Source organism: Cellulomonas soli (assembly GCF_052036975.1).
Classification (GTDB): Bacteria; Actinomycetota; Actinomycetes; order Actinomycetales; family Cellulomonadaceae; genus Cellulomonas; species Cellulomonas soli_A.
On the sequence record NZ_JBQIAR010000008.1, the window covers coordinates 1 to 22,402 of the forward strand.

Annotated in this window: 21 protein-coding genes; 16 read left to right on the top strand and 5 right to left on the bottom strand. The window is 72.4% G+C overall.

Going from position 1 to position 22,402, the window contains the following annotated elements:
- From gatA to ACTHAM_RS09885, 3 genes are all read left to right on the top strand, one after another.
- Positions 1–1,184 (top strand): Asp-tRNA(Asn)/Glu-tRNA(Gln) amidotransferase subunit GatA (gatA, locus tag ACTHAM_RS09875; RefSeq protein ID WP_440686886.1); only part of this gene is annotated, 1,184 nt, incomplete at its 5' end.
- Entirely contained in the window at positions 1,181–2,689 is a 1,509-nt protein-coding gene (gatB, locus tag ACTHAM_RS09880; RefSeq protein WP_440686888.1) for an Asp-tRNA(Asn)/Glu-tRNA(Gln) amidotransferase subunit GatB, read from the top strand. The genes gatA and gatB, both read left to right, overlap by 4 nt.
- 109 nt (positions 2,690–2,798) lie before the next feature.
- A complete protein-coding gene (locus ACTHAM_RS09885) occupies positions 2,799–3,344 on the top strand; it encodes a GNAT family N-acetyltransferase (protein WP_440686890.1) in 546 nt (181 codons plus the stop codon).
- Between the two features lie 63 nt (positions 3,345–3,407).
- On the opposite strand, the gene ACTHAM_RS09890 is transcribed toward ACTHAM_RS09885, so the two are convergent.
- From ACTHAM_RS09890 to ACTHAM_RS09900, 3 genes are all read right to left on the bottom strand, one after another.
- A complete protein-coding gene (locus ACTHAM_RS09890) occupies positions 3,408–3,914 on the bottom strand; it encodes a hypothetical protein (protein ID WP_440686892.1) in 507 nt (168 codons plus the stop codon).
- A 93-nt stretch (positions 3,915–4,007) separates the two neighbouring features.
- Entirely contained in the window at positions 4,008–5,402 is a 1,395-nt protein-coding gene (locus ACTHAM_RS09895) for a cryptochrome/photolyase family protein (protein ID WP_440686894.1), read from the bottom strand.
- 94 nt (positions 5,403–5,496) lie between these two features.
- A complete protein-coding gene (locus ACTHAM_RS09900) occupies positions 5,497–6,501 on the bottom strand; it encodes a LacI family DNA-binding transcriptional regulator (RefSeq protein ID WP_440686896.1) in 1,005 nt (334 codons plus the stop codon).
- A gap of 165 nt (positions 6,502–6,666) precedes the next feature.
- Here ACTHAM_RS09900 and ACTHAM_RS09905 point away from each other — a divergent pair, with 165 nt between their 5' ends.
- From ACTHAM_RS09905 to ACTHAM_RS09965, 13 genes are all read left to right on the top strand, one after another.
- Complete coding sequence (locus tag ACTHAM_RS09905) at positions 6,667–7,347, top strand: VOC family protein (RefSeq protein ID WP_440686898.1); 681 nt, start codon at positions 6,667–6,669, stop codon at positions 7,345–7,347.
- 40 nt (positions 7,348–7,387) lie between these two features.
- Entirely contained in the window at positions 7,388–9,157 is a 1,770-nt protein-coding gene (ilvD, locus tag ACTHAM_RS09910; protein ID WP_440686900.1) for a dihydroxy-acid dehydratase, read from the top strand.
- Between the two features lie 128 nt (positions 9,158–9,285).
- On the top strand, positions 9,286–10,269 hold the full coding sequence (locus tag ACTHAM_RS09915) for an ABC transporter ATP-binding protein (protein ID WP_440686902.1): 984 nt from the start codon (positions 9,286–9,288) through the stop codon (positions 10,267–10,269).
- Entirely contained in the window at positions 10,266–11,267 is a 1,002-nt protein-coding gene (locus ACTHAM_RS09920; RefSeq protein ID WP_440686904.1) for an ABC transporter permease subunit, read from the top strand. Before ACTHAM_RS09915 ends, ACTHAM_RS09920 begins: the two co-directional genes overlap by 4 nt.
- Positions 11,268–11,558: 291 nt before the next feature.
- A complete protein-coding gene (locus tag ACTHAM_RS09925) occupies positions 11,559–13,448 on the top strand; it encodes an acetolactate synthase large subunit (protein WP_440686906.1) in 1,890 nt (629 codons plus the stop codon).
- Complete coding sequence (ilvN, locus tag ACTHAM_RS09930) at positions 13,445–13,969, top strand: acetolactate synthase small subunit (protein ID WP_440686908.1); 525 nt, start codon at positions 13,445–13,447, stop codon at positions 13,967–13,969. Before ACTHAM_RS09925 ends, ilvN begins: the two co-directional genes overlap by 4 nt.
- 60 nt (positions 13,970–14,029) lie before the next feature.
- Positions 14,030–15,058: a ketol-acid reductoisomerase gene (gene ilvC, locus ACTHAM_RS09935; protein ID WP_440686910.1), complete on the top strand. Its 1,029-nt coding sequence runs from the start codon at positions 14,030–14,032 to the stop codon at positions 15,056–15,058.
- A 113-nt stretch (positions 15,059–15,171) separates the two neighbouring features.
- Positions 15,172–15,669, top strand: coding sequence for an ASCH domain-containing protein (locus ACTHAM_RS09940; protein ID WP_440686912.1), 498 nt, complete (start codon positions 15,172–15,174; stop codon positions 15,667–15,669).
- A gap of 90 nt (positions 15,670–15,759) precedes the next feature.
- Positions 15,760–16,818, top strand: a complete 1,059-nt coding sequence (locus ACTHAM_RS09945; RefSeq protein WP_440686914.1) for a 3-isopropylmalate dehydrogenase — start codon at positions 15,760–15,762, stop codon at positions 16,816–16,818.
- A 107-nt stretch (positions 16,819–16,925) separates the two neighbouring features.
- The gene (locus ACTHAM_RS09950) at positions 16,926–18,041 is read left to right on the top strand and encodes a branched-chain amino acid aminotransferase (RefSeq protein WP_440686916.1); all 1,116 of its coding nucleotides are present in this window, start codon (positions 16,926–16,928) and stop codon (positions 18,039–18,041) included.
- 305 nt (positions 18,042–18,346) lie between these two features.
- Entirely contained in the window at positions 18,347–19,975 is a 1,629-nt protein-coding gene (gene cimA, locus ACTHAM_RS09955; protein WP_440686918.1) for a citramalate synthase, read from the top strand.
- 55 nt (positions 19,976–20,030) lie between these two features.
- Positions 20,031–21,107 carry a lipoate--protein ligase family protein gene (locus ACTHAM_RS09960; RefSeq protein ID WP_440686920.1) on the top strand — a complete coding sequence of 359 codons (1,077 nt, stop codon included), beginning with the start codon at positions 20,031–20,033 and terminating at the stop codon, positions 21,105–21,107.
- A 64-nt stretch (positions 21,108–21,171) separates the two neighbouring features.
- Entirely contained in the window at positions 21,172–21,570 is a 399-nt protein-coding gene (locus ACTHAM_RS09965; RefSeq protein WP_440686922.1) for a YccF domain-containing protein, read from the top strand.
- Between the two features lie 53 nt (positions 21,571–21,623).
- Here ACTHAM_RS09965 and ACTHAM_RS09970 read toward each other — a convergent pair whose 3' ends face one another.
- Entirely contained in the window at positions 21,624–22,010 is a 387-nt protein-coding gene (locus ACTHAM_RS09970) for a DUF202 domain-containing protein (RefSeq protein WP_440686924.1), read from the bottom strand.
- A 7-nt stretch (positions 22,011–22,017) separates the two neighbouring features.
- Positions 22,018–22,380: a YidH family protein gene (locus tag ACTHAM_RS09975; protein ID WP_440686926.1), complete on the bottom strand. Its 363-nt coding sequence runs from the start codon at positions 22,378–22,380 to the stop codon at positions 22,018–22,020.
- Positions 22,381–22,402: the final 22 nt, after the last annotated feature.

Here is a 22,402-nt window from a genome sequence, read left to right on the forward strand (position 1 = left end):
GGATCAAGGCGGCCGGGCTGCCGATCCTGGGCAAGACGAACATGGACGAGTTCGCCATGGGGTCCTCGACGGAGCACTCGGCGTACGGCAACACGCACAACCCGTGGGACCTGACGCGTATCCCCGGCGGCTCGGGCGGTGGTTCCGCTGCTGCGGTCGCCGCGTACGAGGCGCCCTTGGCCATCGGCACGGACACCGGCGGCTCGATCCGTCAGCCGGGTGCCGTCACCGGCACGGTCGGCGTGAAGCCCACGTACGGCTCGGTGTCGCGCTACGGCCTGATCGCCATGGCGTCCTCGCTCGACCAGGCCGGTCCGGTCACCCGCACGGTCCTCGACTCGGCGCTGCTGCACGAGCTCATCGGCGGGCACGACCCGCGTGACTCGACGTCGATCCCCGAGCGGCTGCCCGACCTGGTCGGTGCGGCCCGCCGCGGTGCCACGGGCGACCTGACCGGGGTGCGCGTCGGCGTCGTCAAGGAGCTGTCGGGGGAGGGCTACCAGCAGGGTGTCAGTGCGCGGTTCGCGGAGTCGCTGGCGCTGCTGGAGGCCGCGGGTGCCGAGATCGTCGAGGTCTCCTGCCCGCACTTCGAGTACGCGCTGGGCGCCTACTACCTGATCATGCCGAGCGAGGCCTCCAGCAACCTGGCCAAGTTCGACGGCATGCGTTTCGGTCTGCGGGTCGAGCCCACCGAGGGTCCGGTCACCGCCGAGCGGGTCATGGCGGCCACGCGCGGCCAGGGCTTCGGCGACGAGGTCAAGCGCCGGATCATCCTGGGCACCTACGCGCTGTCGGCCGGCTACTACGACGCGTACTACGGCTCGGCGCAGAAGGTCCGCACGCTGATCCAGCGCGACTTCGCCGCCGCGTTCGCGCAGGCCGACGTGCTGGTCTCCCCGACGGCGCCGACCACGGCGTTCAAGCTCGGCGAGAAGCTCGACGACCCGCTGGCCATGTACCTCAACGACGTCGCGACGATCCCGGCGAACCTGGCCGGTGTGCCGGGCCTGTCGGTGCCGAACGGCCTGTCGGACGACGGGCTGCCCGTCGGGTTCCAGGTGCTCGCCCCGGCGAAGGCGGACGACCGGCTGTACCGGGTGGGTGCGGCGCTCGAGGCGCTGCTGGAGAAGACGTGGGGCGGCCCGCTGCTGGCGCAGGCCCCTGAGCTGGAGGTCGCCAAGTGAGCACCGTCACCGACACGCTCGTCGACTACGACGACGCGATCGCGCGCTTCGACCCGGTCATCGGCATCGAGGTGCACGTCGAGCTGGGCACGCGCACCAAGATGTTCGACGCGGCCCCGTCCGGCTTCGGCGAGGAGCCGAACACCTCGATCACCCCGGTGTCCTTGGGTCTGCCCGGTGCGCTGCCGGTGGTCAACGGCACGGCCGTGGAGTACGCCATCCGCATCGGCCTGGCGCTGAACTGCCAGATCGCGGCCTCGTGCCGGTTCGCCCGGAAGAACTACTTCTACCCGGACGTCCCGAAGAACTTCCAGACCTCGCAGTACGACGAGCCGATCGCGTTCGACGGCCACGTCGACGTCGAGCTCGAGGACGGCTCGATCTTCCGTGTGGAGATCGAGCGCGCGCACATGGAGGAGGACGCGGGCAAGAACACGCACGTGGGCGGCTCGACGGGTCGCATCCACGGCGCGGAGTACTCGCTGGTGGACTACAACCGTGCGGGCATCCCGCTGGTGGAGATCGTCACGCGCCCGATCACCGGAGCGGGTGAGCGGGCACCGGAGGTCGCTCGCGCCTACGTGCAGACGCTGCGCGACCTGTTCCGTGCGCTGGAGGTCTCCGAGGCCCGCATGGAGCGCGGCAACGTGCGCGCCGACGTGAACGTCTCCCTGCGTGCGACGCCCGAGTCCCCGCTGGGTACCCGCACCGAGACGAAGAACGTGAACTCGTTCCGTTCCGTCGAACGGGCCGTCCGCTACGAGATCTCGCGGCAGGCTGCCGTGCTCGACGCCGGCGGCACGGTGATCCAGGAGACGCGGCACTGGCACGAGGACACGGCCTCGACCACCTCGGGCCGTGTGAAGTCCGACGCCGAGGACTACCGGTACTTCCCGGAGCCTGACCTGGTGCCGATCGCCCCGGACCCGGCGTGGGTCGAGGAGATCCGCGCGTCGCTGCCCGAGATGCCCGCGGTGCACCGCCGCCGCCTGCAGGGGGAGTGGGGGTACGCCGACGCCGAGATGCGTGACGTGGTCAACGCCGGCGCCGTCGAGCTCATCGAGGCCACCGTGGCCGCGGGCGCGAGCCCGGCGGCGGCCCGCAAGTGGTGGATGGGCGAGCTGGCCCGCACCGCCAAGACGCAGGACGTCGAGCTGGCCGAGCTGCCCATCACGCCGCAGCAGATCGGGGCGCTGCAGGCCCTGGTCGACTCCGGTCGGATCAACGACAAGCTCGCCCGGCAGGTCCTCGAGGGTGTGCTGGCCGGTGAGGGTGAGCCGGAGCAGGTCGTGGAGTCGCGTGGTCTGGGTGTCGTCTCGGACGACGGCCCGCTGCTGTCCGCGATCGACGAGGCGCTGGCGGCGCAGCCGGACATCGCCGAGAAGATCCGTGGGGGGAACCTCGGCCCGATCGGGGCGATCATCGGCGCGGTCATGAAGGCCACGCGGGGCCAGGCGGACGCGGGTCGGGTGCGCGAGCTCGTGCTGGAGCGCGTGCAGGGCTGAGTCGCCGACATCGGACGGTGTCACGGCGGTAACGCCGCCGCGACACGCCGGTCGTAGCATCGCCGCGGCCCTCGGGTCGACGCCCGACCGGGCACGAGAGGAGACCGTCGTGGAGAAGCCGACGCTGCAGGGCGAGATGATCGTCCTGCGGCCGATCCGGGCGGACGACGCCGATGCGGTGTGGGAGGCGGTCAGCGACCCCGAGGGCAGGCGGCTGACGGGCACCACGCACGTGTTCAGCAAGGCCGAGATCGACGCCTGGTGCGCGTCGGTGGCGGCGCTGGAGGGTCGCATCGACCTGGCAGTCACCATGCACGGGTCGGACGAGTACCTCGGCGAGATCGTGCTCAACGACATCGACGAGGACCTGCGCTCGGCGAACCTGCGTCTGGCCATGCGGCCGGCGTACCGGGGGCGCGGGTACGGCACGGAGGCGATCCTGCTGGTGCTGGGTCTGGCCTTCGACGGGCTCGGCCTGCACCGGGTGGGTCTGGACGTGCTGTCGGTGAACACCCGGGCGCTGTCGATGTACGAGAACCTGGGTTTCCGTGTCGAGGGTCGGTTGCGGGACGCCTACCGCGACGGTGAACGCTGGTGCGACGCGATCCTCATGGGTCTGCTCGAGGACGAGTTCCGGGCGGGTCAGCTGGCCTGAGCCGACGCCCCCGAGGGGGAGCCCCGGGGGTCGCGCGGTGCGGGCGGTGAGCGGTGCGGGTGGTCAGCCGGCGAGGATGCGGGCGATGTCGTGCTCGTGGTGCACGGCGTCGTGCGCGTTGTTGCGGGCCACGTCGTCGGCACGCTGCGGTCCGCGGGTGGCGTGCTGGAGCGTGACACCGGCCGCCAGGGCGCGGTCGACGGAGGCGACCCACAGGATCACCGAGGCCTGCAACGACCACAGGGCGACCGCGAGGGGCACGGCCGAGTAGCCGCGCGCCTCGGCCAGGGCGTCCGGGTCGTAGCCGACGACGTCGGTCCGACCGGCGAGCCACCCGGAGGCGAGCCGTTCGGCCCAGGCGCGCAGGTTGTCGCCGACGTGGCACACGTACGAGGTGACGTCCCACCCCAGGTCGGCGTGCCGTTCGGCACCCGTGCGCCCGGTGGTGGTGTGCGCGAGCCGGTCGGGCAGCGTGAGCACGAGGTCTCGCGCGGCGGTCGGTTCGATGGTCCAGTCGAAGCCGCACGCGGCGCACGGCTGACCGTACAGATCTGCTCCCCAGCGTTCCATCGCGTGGAGCCTAGCGGCAGTTCGTGTCCCTTTTGTCCACTTCCAGGTGCTGGGTCCCGGTGACGGCCCGAGGGGTGGTCCGGTCGGGCACGGTCAACCGCGGGCTGCGCGTGCGGCGGCTGCGTCCGCCAGGGCGACACGGCGTTCGACCGCATGGTCGACCAGGCGCTCGGGGTAGTCGTCCGGTGCCTGCAGGCCCAGCAGCCACGGTTCGTGCACGGCGGCCCCTGGCACCCCGCGCAGCTCGGGGACCCACCGGCGCACGTAGTGGCCGTCCGGGTCGAACCGGCGGCCCTGGGTGACCGGGTGGAAGATCCGGAAGAACGGTGCAGCGTCACGGCCGGTGCCGGCGACCCACTGCCAGTTCAGCTGGTTCTGCGCGACGTCGCCGTCGACGAGCCGGTCGAGGAAGTGCGCGGCGCCGCGCTGCCACGGCAGGTGCAGGTCCTTGACCAGGAACGACGCGGTGACCATGCGCACCCGGTTGTGCATGAACCCGGTGGCCTGCAGCTGGCGCATCCCGGCGTCGACGAACGGGTAGCCCGTGCGGCCCTGGCGCCAGGCGTCGAACGCGGCGTCGGCGTCGGGTCCCGTGGCCCAGGCGTCGTCGGGCACGACCTCGCGCAGGGACCGGGTGCGGGAGTCGGGATGGTGCCAGAGGGTGTCGGCGTGGAAGTCGCGCCACGCGAGCTGGGAGCGGAACACCGTGACGCCGTCCGGGGCGTCCCCGGCAGCGTCGGTCAGGTCGGCCAGGAGCGTGCGGGGGTGCAGCTCGCCCCACCGCAGGGCGGCGGACAGCAGGGAGGTGCCCTCGAGGTCCGGTCGGTCGCGCTGCGTCGCGTACGCGTGGAGCCCGTCGTGCCGGAACGCGTCCCAGCGGTCCAGTGCGGCGTGCTCGCCGGCGGGTGGGAGCGTGACGTCCGCCTCGACGTGCGGCACGGGCTCGGTGGGGAGCGGGGTCCAGGCCACGTCGGCGGCTGCGGGTGCGGGGGTGTGCCAGCCGTGCGCGAGCCATGCGGTGCGGAACGGGGTGAACACCTGGAACGGTGTCCCGGCGCGGTTGAGCAGGCGACCGGGCGCCACGGCGTACGGCGAGCCGGTGGCCACCAGCGGGACGTCGAGGCCGGCGGTGCGCAGCGCGCGGTCGACGTCGCGGTCGCGGCGGCGGCCGAACGGTTCGGTCGCGGCACTGACGTGCACGCTGCGCGCACCGGACTCGCGCACCACCTGGGGCACCACGAGTGCCGGGTCGCCGGTGCGGATCACGAGTCGTCCGTCGAGCTGGGCGTCGAGGGCACGCAGCGAGGCGGCCAGGTAGGCCAACCGGGGGTTCCCCGCGCGGCGCCAGAGCGCGGGGTCGAGGACGTACAGCGCGACGACCTCGTGCTGCGCGGACGGTGCGCCACCGCGAGCGGCGTCGCGGGCGGCAAGCAGCGCCGGGTGGTCGAGGAGCCGCAGGTCGCGGCGGAACCAGCAGACCGTGGTCACCGGCGCGAGGCTACCGGGTGCCCGTGCGCAGGGCACCTGCGTGGTCGTGCCGGGTGTGCTCTGACGGCGCCCTCTGACGGCGGCGGTGCAGCCCTCAGAGGGCGCGGGTCGAGGCGCGCACCACGAGCTCGGTGGGCAGGCGCCGTTGTGCGACCTCGAGGGGTTCGCCCCGCAGGAGCGTGAGCAGCATCTCCATCGCCTCGCGCCCCATGCGGTGCAGCGGCTGGCTGACGGTCGTCAGCTGCGGGGTGCACAGCGCGGACTCCGGCACGTTGTCGAAGCCGACGACGGACAGGTCCTCGGGGACGCGCAGGCCGAGGGACTGGGCGACCTGCAGCGTGCGGATGGCCGACAGGTCGTTGGTGGCGAACACGGCGGTGGGGGGGTCGGGGAGCGTGAGCAGCTCGTGGGCGGGGGCATCGGCCGTCTCAGGGCGGTAGCCGCCGACGCGGATCAGGTCGGGGTCCAGGGGGATGCCGGCGGCGGCGAGCGTGCGCCGGTACCCCTCCTCGCGCAGGCGGGCCGACTCCAGGTCGGGGCGGCCGCCGAGGAACCCGATGCGCCGGTGGCCCAGGGCGATGAGGTGCTCGACCGCGCTGGCGGCGCCGGCCAGGTTGTCGGAGTCGACGGTGGGTGTGGACTCCGAGCCGGCGTGCGGGTCGATCGCGACGACGGGGATGCCGGCGTCGGGCACGACGAGCGTGGGCGTGATGAGCACGGCGCCGTCGATGAGCGTCCCGGACAGCTGGGCGAGGGACCGGCGTTCCCACCCGACGTGGCCGTCGGGTCCGCCGCCGCCGGACCAGGCGAGCAGCTCGTAGCCGGAGTGGGCGGCGCCTGCGGCCAGGCCCTTGAGCAGCTCGGTGCTGAACGGCTCGAACTCTGCGAGCAGGATGCCCAGCACGCCCGTACGCTGCGAGCGCAGGCTGCGGGCGACCAGCGAGGACTCGTAGCTCATGTCGGCGATCACGCTGCGGACGTGCGCGGCGGTCGAGGCGGCGACGCCGTACCGGTCGTTGATGACCTTCGACACGGTGGCGACGGAGACACCGGCCGCTCGTGCGACGTCGGTGATGGTGACTCTGCCCCGGGGCTCCACGGGCAGACCCTATCGCGGACTAAACGGTATCGATAACGATTCAGGTCCTAGGCGTGTCGCCCAGTCGACGGCGGCCCGGGCGTGCAGTCGCCAGCCGCCGGTCCGTCGGCCGCCGCGCACCGCCCGGGGGAGCGCCTCGAGGGTGCCGGTGACACGCTGGTGCTCATGACGCCGCCCTCCGCTGCCGACGACCCTCGCGCCCCGCTGACGCCCCAGGAGGTCACCGCCGCGGTCGACGCCCGGCACTGGCGGGTCGTGCTGGGCACCGTGCGCGCGGTGCTCGACACCGGGGACTTCGCCCGGGGTGCCGAGGTCGTCGCGCGCATCGCCGCCGTCGCCGAGAGCCTCGGCCACCACCCCGACGTGCTGCTGCGGTACGGGCGCGTGGTGGTCACCACGTCCTCGCACGACGTGAACGCCCTGACCTCGCGCGACGTCGCCCTGGCCGCGGCCGTCACCGCGATCGCCGACGAGCTGGGTGCGGTCGGACGGCCCGAGCTGGTCACGGCGCAGGAGATCGCCGTCGACGCGCTGGACATCGCGGCCGTCCGACCGTTCTGGCGCGCGGTCCTCGCGTACGACGAGGTCGACGGAGAGCTCGTCGACCCGACGGGCCTGGGACCGGCCTACTGGTTCCAGCAGATGGACGAGCCCCGGCCCCAGCGCAACCGGATCCACGTCGACGTCACCGTCGGTGCCGACCAGGCGTCGGCCCGGATCGAGGCCGCACTGGCCGCCGGCGGGCACCTGGTCAGCGACGCGTACGCCCCGGCGTGGTGGGTGCTGGCCGACCCCGAGGGCAACGAGGCGTGCGTGTCGACCTGGCAGGGGCGCGAGCAGGCGTGAGGCCGGGCCGCGCACGGGAGGCCGTCCTACACTCGCGAGCATGAGCGCCACGTCGGAGCCCGCCGCCACGCAGGACCAGGTCCGCGCCGCAGGACGGGCGCCCGATGCCGCAGACGGCCCGGCCGTCGACGTCAAGCCGCGGTCGCGTCAGGTCACCGACGGGCTGGAAGCCACGGCGTCGCGCGGCATGCTGCGCGCCGTCGGCCTCGGCGACGAGGACTTCGCCAAGCCGCAGATCGGCGTGGCCAGCTCGTGGAACGAGATCACGCCGTGCAACCTCTCGCTCGACCGCCTCGCGAAGGCGGCCAAGGGCGGCGTGCACGCCGCCGGCGGCTACCCGCTGGAGTTCGGCACCATCTCCGTCTCCGACGGCATCTCGATGGGCCACGAGGGCATGCACTTCTCGTTGGTCAGCCGCGACATCATCGCCGACTCGGTCGAGACGGTCATGCAGGCCGAACGGCTCGACGGCTCGGTGCTGCTCGCCGGCTGCGACAAGTCACTGCCCGGCATGCTCATGGCGGCGGCGCGCCTGGACCTGGCCAGCGTGTTCCTCTACGCCGGCACGATCGCCCCCGGCTGGGTCAAGCTCGAGGACGGCACCGAGAAGGACGTCACCCTCATCGACGCGTTCGAGGCCGTGGGTGCGTGCGCGCGCGGGCTGATGAGCCGCGAGGACGTCGACCGCATCGAGCGCGCCGTGTGCCCCGGCGAGGGTGCGTGCGGCGGCATGTACACGGCCAACACGATGGCGTCGGTGGCCGAGGCGATCGGCATGTCGTTGCCCGGTTCGGCCGCCCCGCCCTCGGCGGACCGTCGCCGCGACGCGTTCGCGCACCGCTCGGGCGAGGCCGTCGTCGAGCTGCTGCGCCGGGGGATCACCGCGCGGCAGATCATGACCAAGGAGGCGTTCGAGAACGCCATCGCCGTGGTCATGGCCTTCGGCGGTTCGACGAACGCGGTGCTGCACCTGCTCGCGATCGCGCACGAGGCCGAGGTCGACCTGACGCTCGCCGACTTCTCGCGGGTGGCCGCCCGTGTTCCGCACCTGGGCGACCTCAAGCCCTTCGGCCGGTACGTCATGAACGACGTCGACCGCATCGGCGGGGTGCCCGTGGTCATGAAGGCGCTGCTGGACGCCGGCCTGCTGCACGGCGACTGCCTGACGGTCACGGGGCGCACCGTCGCGGAGAACCTGGCCGACATCGCCCCACCGGACCCGGACGGCAAGATCCTGCGGGCGCTCGACAACCCGATCCACCGCACCGGCGGCATCACGATCCTGCACGGCTCGCTCGCACCCGAAGGCGCTGTCGTGAAGTCCGCGGGCTTCGACTCCGACGTGTTCGAGGGCACCGCGCGCGTGTTCGACCGCGAGCGCGCCGCGATGGACGCCCTCGAGGACGGCACGATCCAGGCCGGCGACGTCGTCGTGATCCGCTACGAGGGCCCCAAGGGTGGCCCGGGGATGCGCGAGATGCTCGCGATCACCGGGGCGATCAAGGGCGCCGGGCTCGGCAAGGACGTGCTGCTCATCACCGACGGCAGGTTCTCCGGCGGCACGACGGGGCTGTGCGTGGGGCACATCGCCCCGGAGGCGGTCGACGCCGGGCCGATCGCGTTCATCGTGGACGGCGACCGGATCCGCCTGGACGTGGCGCACGAGACGCTCGAGCTGCTGGTCGACCCGGCGGAGCTCACGGCGCGGGCCGAGGGCTGGACGCCCCTGCCGCCGCGGTACACGCGGGGCGTGCTGGGCAAGTACCAGAAGCTCGTGGGCTCGGCCTCGCGCGGTGCCGTCCTGACCTGAGTCCGGCACCGCGACCGACGACTTCGGCCGCCAGGCCTTCAGGTGGCTCACCGCTGTGCCGATGCCCTGGTCAGCGGCCGTGCGGACGGCGCGCACGGCGAGCAGGGGGACTCGTGGGGGAGCCAGACGTGCCGGCCATCCGTACCCGGGGGCTGCGCAAGACGTACCGGTCGTTCACGCTGCGTGAGGTGGTCGCCGTCGAGGGCCTCGACCTCGACGTGCCGACCGGCGGGGTGCATGCGTTCCTCGGGCCCAACGGCGCGGGCAAGACGACGACGATCCGTATGCTCCTCGGCCTGGTGCGCCCGGACGCGGGCACGATCCAGGTGCTCGGGCACGACCTGCCGGGCGGGCTCGAGCCCGCACTCGCCCGCGTCGGCGCGGTCGTGGAGCAGCCCAAGTTCCTGCCGGGGTTCTCCGGCCGACGCAACCTGGGGTTGCTGGCACGCGCGGTCGGGGTCGACGACCGCCGCGTGGACGAGCTGCTCGAGCACGTCGGGCTGACCGAACGCGCGCGCGACCGGTTCCGCACGTACTCGCTCGGCATGAAGCAGCGTCTGGCCGTGGCGGCCACGTTGTTGAAGGACCCTGAGCTGGTCATCTTCGACGAGCCGACCAACGGGCTCGATCCGGCCGGCATCCACGAGGTCCGGGCGACGATGCGCTCGCTCGCCGAGCAGGGACGCACCGTGCTGGTCTCCAGCCATGTGCTCTCGGAGGTCGAGCAGGTCGCCGACACCGTCTCGATCGTGGTGCGTGGCCGGCTGGTCGCCGACGGCCGGGTCGCCGACCTGGTCGGCGCGCGCTCGCAGGCCTCGGTGCGCGTGGGCGTGGCCGAGCCGGCTCGTGCCGCCGAGGTCATGACGGCACGGGGGTGGAGCGTCGTGCGTGACGGCGAGCACCTGCTCGTGGACGGCCCCGGGGACGCGGCGGAGGTCGCGCGCGCGCTCGCGGCGGCCACGATCTACCCGCGCGAGCTCGTCCCGGTGCGTGCCGACCTCGAGCAGGTCTTCCTCGAGCTGACGGGTGGCCCTCGTGCGGTGCGTGCGCCGGACGGTGGCAGTGGCGGCGGGCGACCGGGGGCGCCGGTGGGTGCGGGGGTCGACGCATGAGGCTGCTGCGCACCGAGCTGGAACGCTTCCGCTGCCGCGCGGTGCTCTGGCTGGTCACCGGTCTCCTGCTGCTCGCGGCCGTGGGGTCCGTGATCCTGGCGTGGGACCGGTCGGCTCCGCCTGGGCCGGCCGAGGTCGCCGCCGGGCGCGCGTCCTACGAGAGCGTGGTGGAGGGCTGGCAGCGGGCCAGCGAGCAGGTCGCCGACCTGTGCGAGGAGCTGACGGCCGACCCGTCGAGTGATCCCGTGACGGTGGAGATGGCCTGCGACGGGTTGCCTGCGCCCCTGCTGGCGGACTACCTGCCGACGCAGCCGACCTTCGAGGAGGTCGTCCCCGGTGCGTTCGACGGCATGACGATTCCGCTCGCGGTGGCCGCCCTGGCCATGGGCGTGAGCTTCGTGGCGGCGGAGTTCGCGACCGGCTCGATGAGCACGTGGCTGACGTTCGTGCCGCGCCGTGGCCGTGTGGTGGTGAGCAAGACGGCCGGGGCGGCGGTGGGTGTGGTGCCGGTGCTGGTGGCGGCGCAGGTGACGGTGCTGGCCGGGGGAGCGCTCGTCTTCCTGGTCCGTGGCGTGCCGCCCGGCGACGCGACGCTCTGGGCGGACCTGGCCGTGCTGGTCGGGCGTCAGCTCGTGCTGGCGGTCCTCGCCGCGGTGGTGGGTGCTGCGCTGGCGTTCGCGCTGCGGCACGCGGCGGCGGTGACAGGGGCGCTCGTGTGGTGGTTCGTGGCGGTCGAGGTGACGCTGCCCGTCGTGCTGCCGCAGCTGCGTGCGGCGACGGTGGGGCTGTACGCGCAGGCGTGGGCCGAGGGTGCGGCCAGCTACTCCTTCGAGGAGTGCGTGCCCGATCCCGGGGTGTCCGACGTCGTCGGGGCCCAGGTGTGCACGACGGTCGAGCACACGGTGGGCGGCACGCAGGGGCTGCTCGTGCTGCTGGTCGTCGAGGCGGTTCTCGTGGCTGCGGGACTGATGGTGTTCCGCCGCCGCGATGTCGCGTGACCGTCCTGACCCGTGGCCGTCGCTCGCGTGCGTTGTCCATCAGTCGGTCTCGTGAACCACGATGTGAGATGGCGTGACACCCGCGGGGGACAGGCGTATGGTCGCTGGCGTGCAGACGATCTTCTTCGTAGTACTTCCTGGGCGCGCCGGCTAGGCCACACGCACAGGCCTCGTCAGCGCGCTCACCCCTCGTCAGCCCGGTCGCGGGCCGAGGGGTCTTTTCATGTTCGGCCCGCCTCACCCGCACGACTCCAGCTCCTCGCGAGCCCCGCACGACCCAGGGAGACATCGATGGTCCAGGGTCCCCATCCGGCCCCGCCGCGTACGCCGAGCCACGGTGCTCCGAGCGCCACGGCACCCGTCCGAGCAGCAGTGCCCGCCCCCGCGGCGCCCCTGACAGGCGCGCCCGCCCGCGTCGTCGGCCCCGAGAAGGTCCTCGGTGCCGCATCGATCGTGCGCTCGCTCGAGGAGGCAGGAACCGAGGTCGTCTTCGGCATCCCCGGCGGCGCGATCCTGCCGACGTACGACCCGCTCATGGACTCCACCCGGATGCGGCACATCCTCGTGCGGCACGAGCAGGGCGCCGGTCACGCCGCGACGGGGTACGCCCAGGCCACCGGTCGCGTCGGCGTGTGCATCGCGACGTCCGGCCCGGGCGCGACCAACCTGGTCACCGCGATCGCCGACGCGAACATGGACTCGATCCCGCTGGTGGCCATCACCGGCCAGGTCGGTGCCCCGCTGATCGGCACGGACGCGTTCCAGGAGGCCGACATCGTCGGCATGACGCTGCCGGTGACCAAGCACAACTACCTGGTGACGAACGCCGACGACATCCCGCGGGTCATCGCCGAGGCGTTCCACATCGCCTCGACCGGTCGCCCCGGCCCGGTGCTCGTCGACGTGGCCAAGTCCGCGCAGCAGGCGCAGACCACGTTCAGCTGGCCGCAGACGCTCGACCTGCCCGGCTACCACCCGGTGACCAAGCCGCACTCGAAGCAGATCCGTGAAGCGGCGCGTCTGCTCGCCACCGCCCGTCGCCCGGTGCTGTACGTCGGTGGCGGCACGATCCGCTCCGGCGCGGCTGCCGAGCTGCGCGCGCTCGTGGACGCCTCGGGCGCACCGGCCGTCACCACGCTGATGGCCCGGGGCGCGCTGCCGGACTCGCACCCGCAGAACCTGGGCATGCCCGGCATGCACGGCACGGTCGCAGCCGTGGCGGCGCTGCAGAAGGCCGACCTGATCGTCGCCCTCGGCGCCCGCTTCGACGACCGCGTCACCGGCAAGCTGTCGAGCTTCGCGCCGCACGCCACGATCGTGCACGCCGACATCGACCCGGCCGAGATCGGCAAGAACCGGGCCGTGGACGTGCCGATCGTGGGCGACCTCAAGGAGGTGCTGGCCGACCTGCTGCCCGAGCTCGCCCGTGAGCACGGCGTGCACGGCAAGCCCGACCTGGCCGGCTGGTGGAAGCAGCTCGACGACTGGCGCGAGACGTTCCCGCTGGGCTACGACGAGCCCGCCGACGGCCACCTGGCCCCGCAGTACGTCATCGGCCGCATCGGTGAGCTGTCCGGGCCGGAGGCGATCTTCGCTGCCGGTGTCGGCCAGCACCAGATGTGGGCGGCGCAGTTCATCCGCTACCAGCGGCCGAACTCGTGGCTGAACTCCGGCGGCCTGGGGACCATGGGCTTCTCGGTGCCGGCTGCCATGGGCGCCAAGGTCGGTCAGCCCGACCGCACGGTGTGGGCGATCGACGGCGACGGCTGCTTCCAGATGACCAACCAGGAGCTGGCGACCTGCACGATCAACGACATCCCGATCAAGGTCGCGATCATCAACAACTCCTCCCTCGGCATGGTCCGCCAGTGGCAGACCCTGTTCTACGAGGAGCGGTACTCCAACACCGACCTGCACACGGGCCACGGCACGGTGCGCATCCCTGACTTCGTCAAGCTCGCCGACGCCTACGGTGCGGTCGGCCTGCGCTGCGAGACGAAGGCCGACGTGGACGCCACCATCAAGCGCGCCCTCGAGATCGACGACCAGCCGGTCGTGGTCGACTTCACCGTCTCGCGCGACGCGATGGTGTGGCCGATGGTCGCCGCCGGCGTCAGCAACGACGACATCCAGTACGCCCGGGGCATCAGCCCGGCGTGGGACCGGGAGGACCAGGCATGAGCCGTCACACGCTGTCGGTGCTCGTGGAGAACAAGCCCGGCGTGCTCACGCGCGTCGCGGGGCTGTTCGCGCGCCGGTCGTTCAACATCCACTCCCTGGCCGTGGGCCCGACCGAGCACGAGGAGATCTCGCGCATCACGGTCGTGGTCGACGTCGACGAGCTGCCCCTGGAGCAGGTGACCAAGCAGCTGAACAAGCTGATCAACGTCATCAAGATCGTCGAGCTCGAGGACGCGCAGTCCGTGCAGCGCGAGCTGCTGCTGGTGAAGGTGAAGGCCGACACCGCGCAGCGCACCCACGTGCTCGAGGTCGTCCAGCTGTTCCGCGCGCACGTGGTCGACGTCGTGCCCGACACGGTCGTGGTCGAGGCGACGGGTGGCCCGGGCAAGCTCGAGGCCCTGCTGACCGCCCTGGAGCCGTTCGGCATCCGTGAGATCGTGCAGTCGGGCACTGTCGCCATCGGCCGCGGCTCGCGTTCCATCACGGACCGCGCCCTCGAGCGCGTCAGCCGCTCGGCCTGACCCCTCCCGCTTCCCCTCCTCAGACCTCCCGTCACACACCCACACCCAAGGAGAGCCATCGTGGCTGAGCTGTTCTACGACGACGACGCCGACCTGTCTGTCATCGCCTCCAAGAAGGTCGCCGTCATCGGCTACGGCAGCCAGGGGCACGCCCACGCCCTGAACCTGCGCGACTCCGGCGTCGACGTGCGCGTCGGCCTGCGTCCCGGCTCGGCCTCGCAGGCCAAGGCCGAGAACCAGGGCCTGCGCGTGCTGCCCGTCGCCGAGGCGGTCAAGGAGGCCGACGTCGTCGTGATCCTCGCACCGGACCAGGTGCAGCGGCACCTGTACCGCGACGAGATCGCCCCGAACCTCAACCAGGGTGCGGCGCTGGTCTTCGGCCACGGGTTCAACATCCGGTTCGGCTACATCAAGCCCGAGGCCGGCCACGACGTGTTCATGGTCGCCCCCAAGGGCCCGGGTCACCTGGTCCGTCGCGAGTACGTCGACGGGCGCGGCGTGCCGGTCATCGTCGCCGTCGAGCAGGACGCCTCGGGTTCCGCCTGGGACCTGGCGCTCTCCTACGCCAAGGCGATCGGCGGCCTGCGCGCCGCCGGCATCAAGACGACCTTCACCGAGGAGACCGAGACCGACCTGTTCGGTGAGCAGGCGGTCCTGTGCGGTGGCGTCTCGCAGCTCATCCAGTACGGCTTCGAGACCCTGACCGAGGCCGGCTACCAGCCCGAGGTCGCGTACTTCGAGGTGCTGCACGAGCTCAAGCTGATCGTCGACCTCATCTGGGAGGGCGGCATCACCAAGCAGCGCTGGTCCGTCTCCGACACGGCCGAGTACGGCGACTACGTCTCCGGCCCGCGGGTCATCACGCCCGACGTGAAGGAGAACATGAAGGCCGTCCTGGCGGACATCCAGAACGGTGCCTTCGCCCAGCGCTTCATCGACGACCAGGACGCGGGCGCCCCGGAGTTCACGGCCCTGCGCGAGAAGGGCCAGAACCACCCGATCGAGCCCGTCGGCCGCGAGCTGCGCAAGCTGTTCGCGTGGGTCAAGCCCTCGGACTCCGACTACACGGAGGGCAGCGCGGCGCGCTGAACCCCGGTGGGAGCCGCCCCGACCTGTTCGGGGTGGCTCCCACCGCGCACGTCCGGCAGCATGGCGGCGGATCCCGCGTCGCGGACGTGGCCGTCACACGAGCGGAGCTGAGCATGAGCACGGAGGACCAGGACCAGCGGATCGCCCAGTTCTGGGATGCGGCGCGCGGCCACCTCGGCCTGGGTTCGCTGGATGTCGTGGTGGGGATGCAGGCCGAGGACGCCGTGGCCCCGCCGACGTGGTCGTTCGGCGACAACGCCGCGTTGGCGGACGAGCTGCTGGGTCTGGTGCTCGCGGGCCGCAAGACCGGGACCGCGACGAGCATGGTGGAGCTGGAGGACGCGGGGGAGCCTGTCCCGCGGGTGGGTGACCTGTCGATCGTGCTGGACGGCGACGGCGAGCCTCGCGCGCTGCTGCGCACGACGCAGGTCGAGGTGGCGCCGTTCGGCGAGGTCGGTGCGGACTTCGCGTTCGCCGAGGGTGAGGACGACAGGTCGTTGGCCTCGTGGCGTACGGAGCATGAGCGGTACTGGCGCCGGGTGCTGGGTGACGACCGGTTCTCGACGGACCTGCTGGTGGTGCAGGAGCGGTTCGAGGTCGTGTACCCCTGAGGGTGCGTGCCGGGGTGCGATGAGCACACCGAGCCATCCGCCTGATGAGACCGCCGTCCCGACGGGTGGGACGAGGAGTACTCTGCGACCATGGTCGACAACGCGCCTGCCCGGAACATCCACCTCGCCGTCGTCGCCGGGGACGGTATCGGCACCGAGGTCGTCGAGCAGGGTCTGCTCGTCCTGGATGCGGCGCTCGCCGGCACCGGGACCACAGTGTCGACCACCGACTTCGACCTCGGCGCCCGCCGCTGGCACGCGACCGGCGAGACGCTGACGGACACCGACCTCGACGCGATCCGCACGCACGACGCGATCCTGCTGGGTGCCATCGGTGACCCGAGCGTCCCCTCCGGTGTGCTGGAGCGGGGTCTGCTGCTGAAGCTGCGCTTCGCGCTGGACCACTACGTCAACCTGCGCCCGTCCAAGCTCTTCACCGGTGTCACGGGTCCGCTCGCCCACCCCGGTGAGATCGACTTCGTCGTCGTGCGTGAGGGCACCGAGGGTCCGTACGTCGGCAACGGCGGCGCCATCCGCGTCGGCACCCCGCACGAGGTCGCCAACGAGGTCTCCGTCAACACGGCGTTCGGCGTCGAGCGGGTCGTGCGCGACGCGTTCGCCCGTGCCGCGGCCCGCCCCCGCAAGAAGCTGACGCTGGTGCACAAGCACAACGTGCTCGTGCACGCCGGGCACCTGTGGCGTCGCACGGTCGAGGCCGTCAACGCCGAGTTCCCCGACGTCACCGTGGACTACCTGCACGTGGACGCCGCCACGATCTTCCTGGTGACCAACCCCTCGCGGTTCGACGTCATCGTCACGGACAACCTCTTCGGCGACATCCTCACGGACCTCGCCGCGGCCATCACCGGCGGCATCGGGCTGGCCGCCTCGGCCAACATCAACCCCGACCGCACGGCGCCCAGCATGTTCGAGCCGGTGCACGGCTCCGCACCCGACATCGCAGGGCAGGGCAAGGCCGACCCCACCGCCACGATCCTGTCGGTGGCTCTCCTGCTCGACCACCTGGGCTTCGCCGACGCGGCCGCCCGTGTCGAGGCGGCCGTCGCGGCCGACCTGGCCGAGCGCGGCGGGCGAGTACGGTCGACGGCCGAGGTGGGCAAGGACCTCGCCGCGCGCATCGCCGGCTGATCCGTCGCGGAACCCGGCGCGGCACGTGCGCGCCGAGCTCCGACGAGTCGTTCCACCCGGCCGTCCTCACCGGTACCGTCGTTCCTGACCCTGGTGAAAGGCCCCCCATGAGCACCCTCAGCACCGCCACGCCGTCCGCCGCCGACCTGTTCGACGTGCGGATCTCCGACAGCCCCCGCCCCGCCGCCGAGCGCGAGGCCGCTCTCGCCGCACCCAAGTTCGGCACCGTCTTCACCGACCACATGGCCCGGGTCACCTGGTCGCAGTCCTCGGGGTGGCAGGACCGTCGCGTCGAGAAGTACGGCCCGCTGCTGCTCGACCCTGCCTGCGCGGTGCTGCACTACGCGCAGGAGATCTTCGAGGGGATGAAGGCGTACCGGCACGCCGACGGCTCGGTGTGGACATTCCGGCCGCAGGCCAACGCCGCACGCTTCGCCGCCTCCGCCCGCCGCCTGGCCCTGCCCGAGCTGTCCGAGGCTGACTTCCTCGGCGCGATCGAGGCGCTGGTCGCCACCGATGTGGCGTGGGTGCCCTCGGGCGAGGAGAAGTCCCTCTACCTGCGCCCGTTCATGTACGCCTCCGAGAACTTCCTGGGCGTGCGCCCCTCGCTCGAGGCCGAGTTCCTGGTCATCGCCTCACCCGTCGGGCCGTACTTCGCCGGAGGGGTCAAGCCGGTCTCGATCTGGGTCGCGCAGGACTTCCACCGCGCCGGTCCCGGGGGGACCGGCGGGGCCAAGTGCGGCGGCAACTACGCCGCGAGCCTGCTCCCGCAGCAGGAGGCGTACGCGCAGGGCTGCGAGCAGGTCTGCTTCCTCGACGCGGCCACGAACAGCCTGCTCGAGGAGCTCGGCGGCATGAACGTGTTCGTCGTGCACGCCGACGGTCGCGTCTCGACCCCCGAGCTGTCGGGCACGATCCTCGAGGGCGTCACCCGCTCCTCGATCATCCAGCTGCTCACCGACGCCGGGCACGAGGTCGACGAGCGCCCGGTGCCGTTGGCCGAGCTGCGTGCCGGTCTGAGCGACGGGTCGGTGGCGGAGGTCTTCGCCTGCGGCACCGCCGCGGTCGTGACGCCCATCGGGCGCCTGGCCAGCGGCGACTTCGACCTCACCGTCGGCGACGGCCAGGCCGGTGCCGTCACCAGCCGGGTGCGCTCGGAGCTGACCGACATCCAGTACGGGCGGGCGACCGACCGGCACGGGTGGATGCACCGCCTGGTCTGACCCGCCTGCGCGGCGGCGCGGCGGCTCGTGCGTCCCTGTCCACGGGGCGGACGGGCTGCCGCGTCCGCGGGGCGTGTGCCACGATGTGGGTGTGACCACCCTCACGCTCATCATCGAGTAGCGCGTCCGCCACCTTCACCGGCAGACGCGCAGACCTCCCGACCTCGGGGGGTCTTTTTGTTGGTCGGGCACCACCCCCGCCCGCCCGACACGTCGATCCCGCGCACGGCACCACCCCCGCCGTGCGGTCAGACTCGGACCACGCGGCATCGACGGATGCCACCCGCAGCGAAGAGAGCCCGCCCGTGACCGGTAGCCCGTTCCACGTGTACGACACGACCCTGCGCGACGGTGCCCAGCAGGAGGGGATGAACCTCTCGGTCGCCGACAAGCTCGCGATCGCCCCCCTGCTCGACGAGCTCGGGGTCGGGTACATCGAGGGCGGCTGGCCGGGCGCCGTGCCGAAGGACACCGAGTTCTTCAAGCGTGCCGCCAAGGAGCTGGACCTGCGCAACGCCGAGCTGGCCGCGTTCGGAGCGACCCGCAAGCCGGGCACGCGGGCCGCGGACGACACGCAGGTGCGCGCCCTGATCGACTCCGAGGCACCCGTCGTCACGCTCGTGGCCAAGAGCGACCTGCGGCACGTCGAGCGGGCGTTGCGCACCACGGGCGAGGAGAACCTCGCGATGATCACCGACACCGTCGCGCTGCTGGTGCGCGAGGGCCGCCGCGTGGTCGTCGACGCCGAGCACTTCTTCGACGGGTTCCGGTTCGACCCGGTCTACGCGCAGGCGGCCGTGCTGGCGGCCTTCGAGGCGGGCGCCGAGGTCGTGTGCCTGTGCGACACCAACGGGGGCATGCTGCCGCGTTTCGTCACCGAGATCGTGCAGGACGTCCGCGCGACCGTCGGGCCGGCGCCGATCCTGGGGATCCACGCGCACAACGACTCGGGCTGCGCGGTGGCCAACACCATCGCCGCCGTCGAGGCCGGGTGCGCCCACGTGCAGGGCACCGTCAACGGCTACGGCGAGCGCACCGGCAACGCGGACCTGCTCGCCGTGGTGGCCAACCTCGAGCTGAAGCTCGGTCGCCCGGTGCTCGGACCGGCCGACGGTGGCGCGGGTGCGGGCGGCCTGGGCGGGCTGCCGGAGATGACCCGGATCGCGCACGCCATCAGCGAGATCACCAACATCTCGCCGTTCGCCCGCCAGCCGTACGTGGGCGCCAGCGCGTTCGCGCACAAGGCCGGGCTGCACGCCAGCGCCATCCGGGTCGACCCGGACCTCTACCAGCACATCGACCCGCTCGAGGTCGGCAACGACATGCGCATGCTCGTCTCCGACATGGCCGGACGGGCCTCGATCGAGCTCAAGGGCCGCGAGCTGGGCTTCGACCTGTCGGGGCGGCCGGACGTGCTGGCGCGGGTGACCGACCGGGTCAAGGACGCCGAGGCCAACGGCTACACGTACGAGGCCGCCGACGCCTCGTTCGAGCTGCTGCTCGTCGAGGAGGTCGAGGGTCGACGTCCGCAGTACTTCACCGTCGAGTCGTGGCGCACGATCGTCGAGCGTTCCGGGGGGCGGGGCACGCCCGCGCTGGCCGAGGCCACCGTCAAGCTGTCCGCGGGCGGCGAGCGGATCGTCAGCACGGGGGAGGGCAACGGCCCGGTCAACGCCCTGGACCACGCCCTGCGCCAGGCGCTCGTGCGCGTGTACCCCGAGCTGGAGACGTTCGAGCTGATCGACTTCAAGGTGCGCATCCTCGACGCCATGCACGGCACGGACGCGGTCACACGGGTGCTCATCGAGACCTCCGACGGGGGCACGGCGTGGAGCACGGTCGGCGTCGGCCCCAACCTGCTCGAGGCGTCGTGGGAGGCGCTGACCGACTCGGCCATCTGGGGGTTGCGCCGCCGAGGTGTCGCGCCTCGCTGACCGACAGCGCGTGCCCCGGTGCGGGACCGTCCGTGGGCGCGCCTAGGGTGGTGCCGTGCACGGTGAGTACAAGGTGCCCGGTGGCAAGCTCGTCGTCGTCGATCTCGAGGTGGACGACGGCACGTTGAGCGAGGTCGTCGTCTCCGGCGACTTCTTCCTGGAACCCGACGAGGCGTTGCCGCTGGTGGGCTCCGCGCTGGTCGGCCTGCCGCACGACACGGCGGTCAGCCGCCTGGTCGAGGCGATCGGTGCGACGCTCGAGCGGGCCGAGGCAGACGGCACGCTGGTGGGTCCGGTGGCGATGGTCGGCTTCGACGCCCAGGCGGTCGCGATCGCCGTGCGTCGGGCGCTCGGGTTCTCCACCGCGTGGGCCGACCACACGTTCGAGCTCATCCACCCGGGGCCCCTGCCCCCGGCGATGCACGCTGCGCTCGACCAGGTTCTCACCGAGGAGCTCGCCGCGGGCCGCCGCGGCCCGACCCTGCGGTTCTGGGAGTGGGTCGAGCCGGCCGTCGTCATCGGCTCGTTCCAGTCGCTGCGCAACGAGGTCGACCTGGAGGCCGCGCAGCGTCACGACGTGACGGTGGTGCGCCGGATCTCCGGCGGCGGCGCGATGTTCATGGAGGCCGGCAACTGCATCACGTTCTCGATGGTCGTGCCCGCCTCGCTGGTCGACGGGATGAGCTTCGAGGAGTCCTACGGGTTCCTCAACCAGTGGGTGCTGGGTGCGCTGGAGGACGTCGGTGTGCACGCGTTCCTGGCCGGTCTCAACGACATCGCCTCACCGGACGGCAAGCTCGCCGGGTCGGCGCAGAAGCGCGTCGTCGGCGGTGCGGTGCTGCACCACGTGACGATGTCGTACGACATCGACGCGGCGAAGATGCTCGAGGTGCTGCGCATCGGCCGCGAGAAGCTCTCGGACAAGGGCACTGCCAGCGCGGTCAAGCGGGTCGACCCGGTGCGCTCGCAGACGCACCTGCCGCGCGAGGTGGTCATCGACGCGTTCAAGGCGCACTTCCGGGGCCGCTACGACACCGTGGACGGTGACCTGCGCACCGACGAGCTGCAGCGGGCGGCGCACCTCATGGAGACCAAGTTCACCGACCCGGCGTGGACCGCGCGCGTGCCGTGACCTCAGGGTCCGCTCCGGGTCGTCCCCGATGTGGGTGCGGTGTGCGCTGTGCAACGGTGGTCGTGTGAAGACGCTGCTCAACCTGATCTGGCTGGTGTTCGCCGGGCTCTGGCTCGCCCTGGGCTACGTGGTCGCCGGCATCGTGTGCTGTGCGCTGATCGTGACGATCCCGTTCGGCATCGCCTCGTTCCGCATCGCCAGCTACGCGTTGTGGCCGTTCGGCCGTGCGGTCGTCGACACCCCGACCGCGGGGGCGTGGTCGACGCTGGGCAACGTGATCTGGCTGCTGGTGGCGGGCCTGTGGCTCGCGGTGGGGCACGTCGCCACGGCCATCCCGCTGTTCGTGTCGATCATCGGCATCCCGCTGGGTATCGCGAACCTCAAGATGATCCCGGTCTCGCTCATGCCGCTCGGCAAGCAGATCGTGGCCACGGATCGCACGTTCGCCGCCTACGGCGTCTGACCAGGCTGTCTGACCAGGCTGTCTGGCCGGGCTGTCTGACCGGGCACCAGGGCTCAGGCAGGTCCGAGCACGAAGACCAGCCCCACCAGCCCGAGCAGGGTGGCGCCGGCGGCGCACGCGGTGACGAGCCTGCCGCCGGTCCGTCCGACCAGGTGACCGGCGTCCTCGTGCTGCGAGGGCCGGACCGTGCCGTGCGCGGCACGGGCGCGCAGACCGGCGGACGTCACGACGAGCCCGGCCAGCAGCAGGCCGGCGGCGGCCACCAGCCAGGACACCGGCCCGAGGCGTGCCTCGAGCAGACGCCCGCCCGCCACGGCGCCGGTGGCGATCGCGAGCCCGGTGCGACGCCAGGCCAGGGCTGTGCGTTCCACGGCCAGGCCGGGCGGTCGCGGGCCCCCGCCCTGCGCCGGTTCGGGGTCCTCGCTGCTCGGCGTGGTCACCGCAGCGTCACCGCAGCGCCATGCCCAGGAGCACCAGGACGCCGGCCAGGAGCACACCGACGACCAGGACCCCGAAGGACGAGGGCGCCGGCAGCGGGCGGTCCTCGCGCATGGCCCGTTCGGCGCGCGCCCAGCCGATCCAGGCCAGCACGGGCCCGAGGATGCCGAGTCCGACGAGCACGACCGCCGCAACGGTGCGCAGCCGCGGCTCGAGCGGCACCGACAGCGCCTCGAGCGCGACCCCGCTGGCGAGCAGGGCCAGCCCGGTGCGGACCCAGGCCAGGAACGTGCGTTCGTTGGCGAGCGAGAACCGCGGGTCGGGGTCGGTGCCGGTGCCGTACACCCAGCGGGGGAACCGGTTGCGCGCCATGGCCCCATCCTCGCCGATCCGG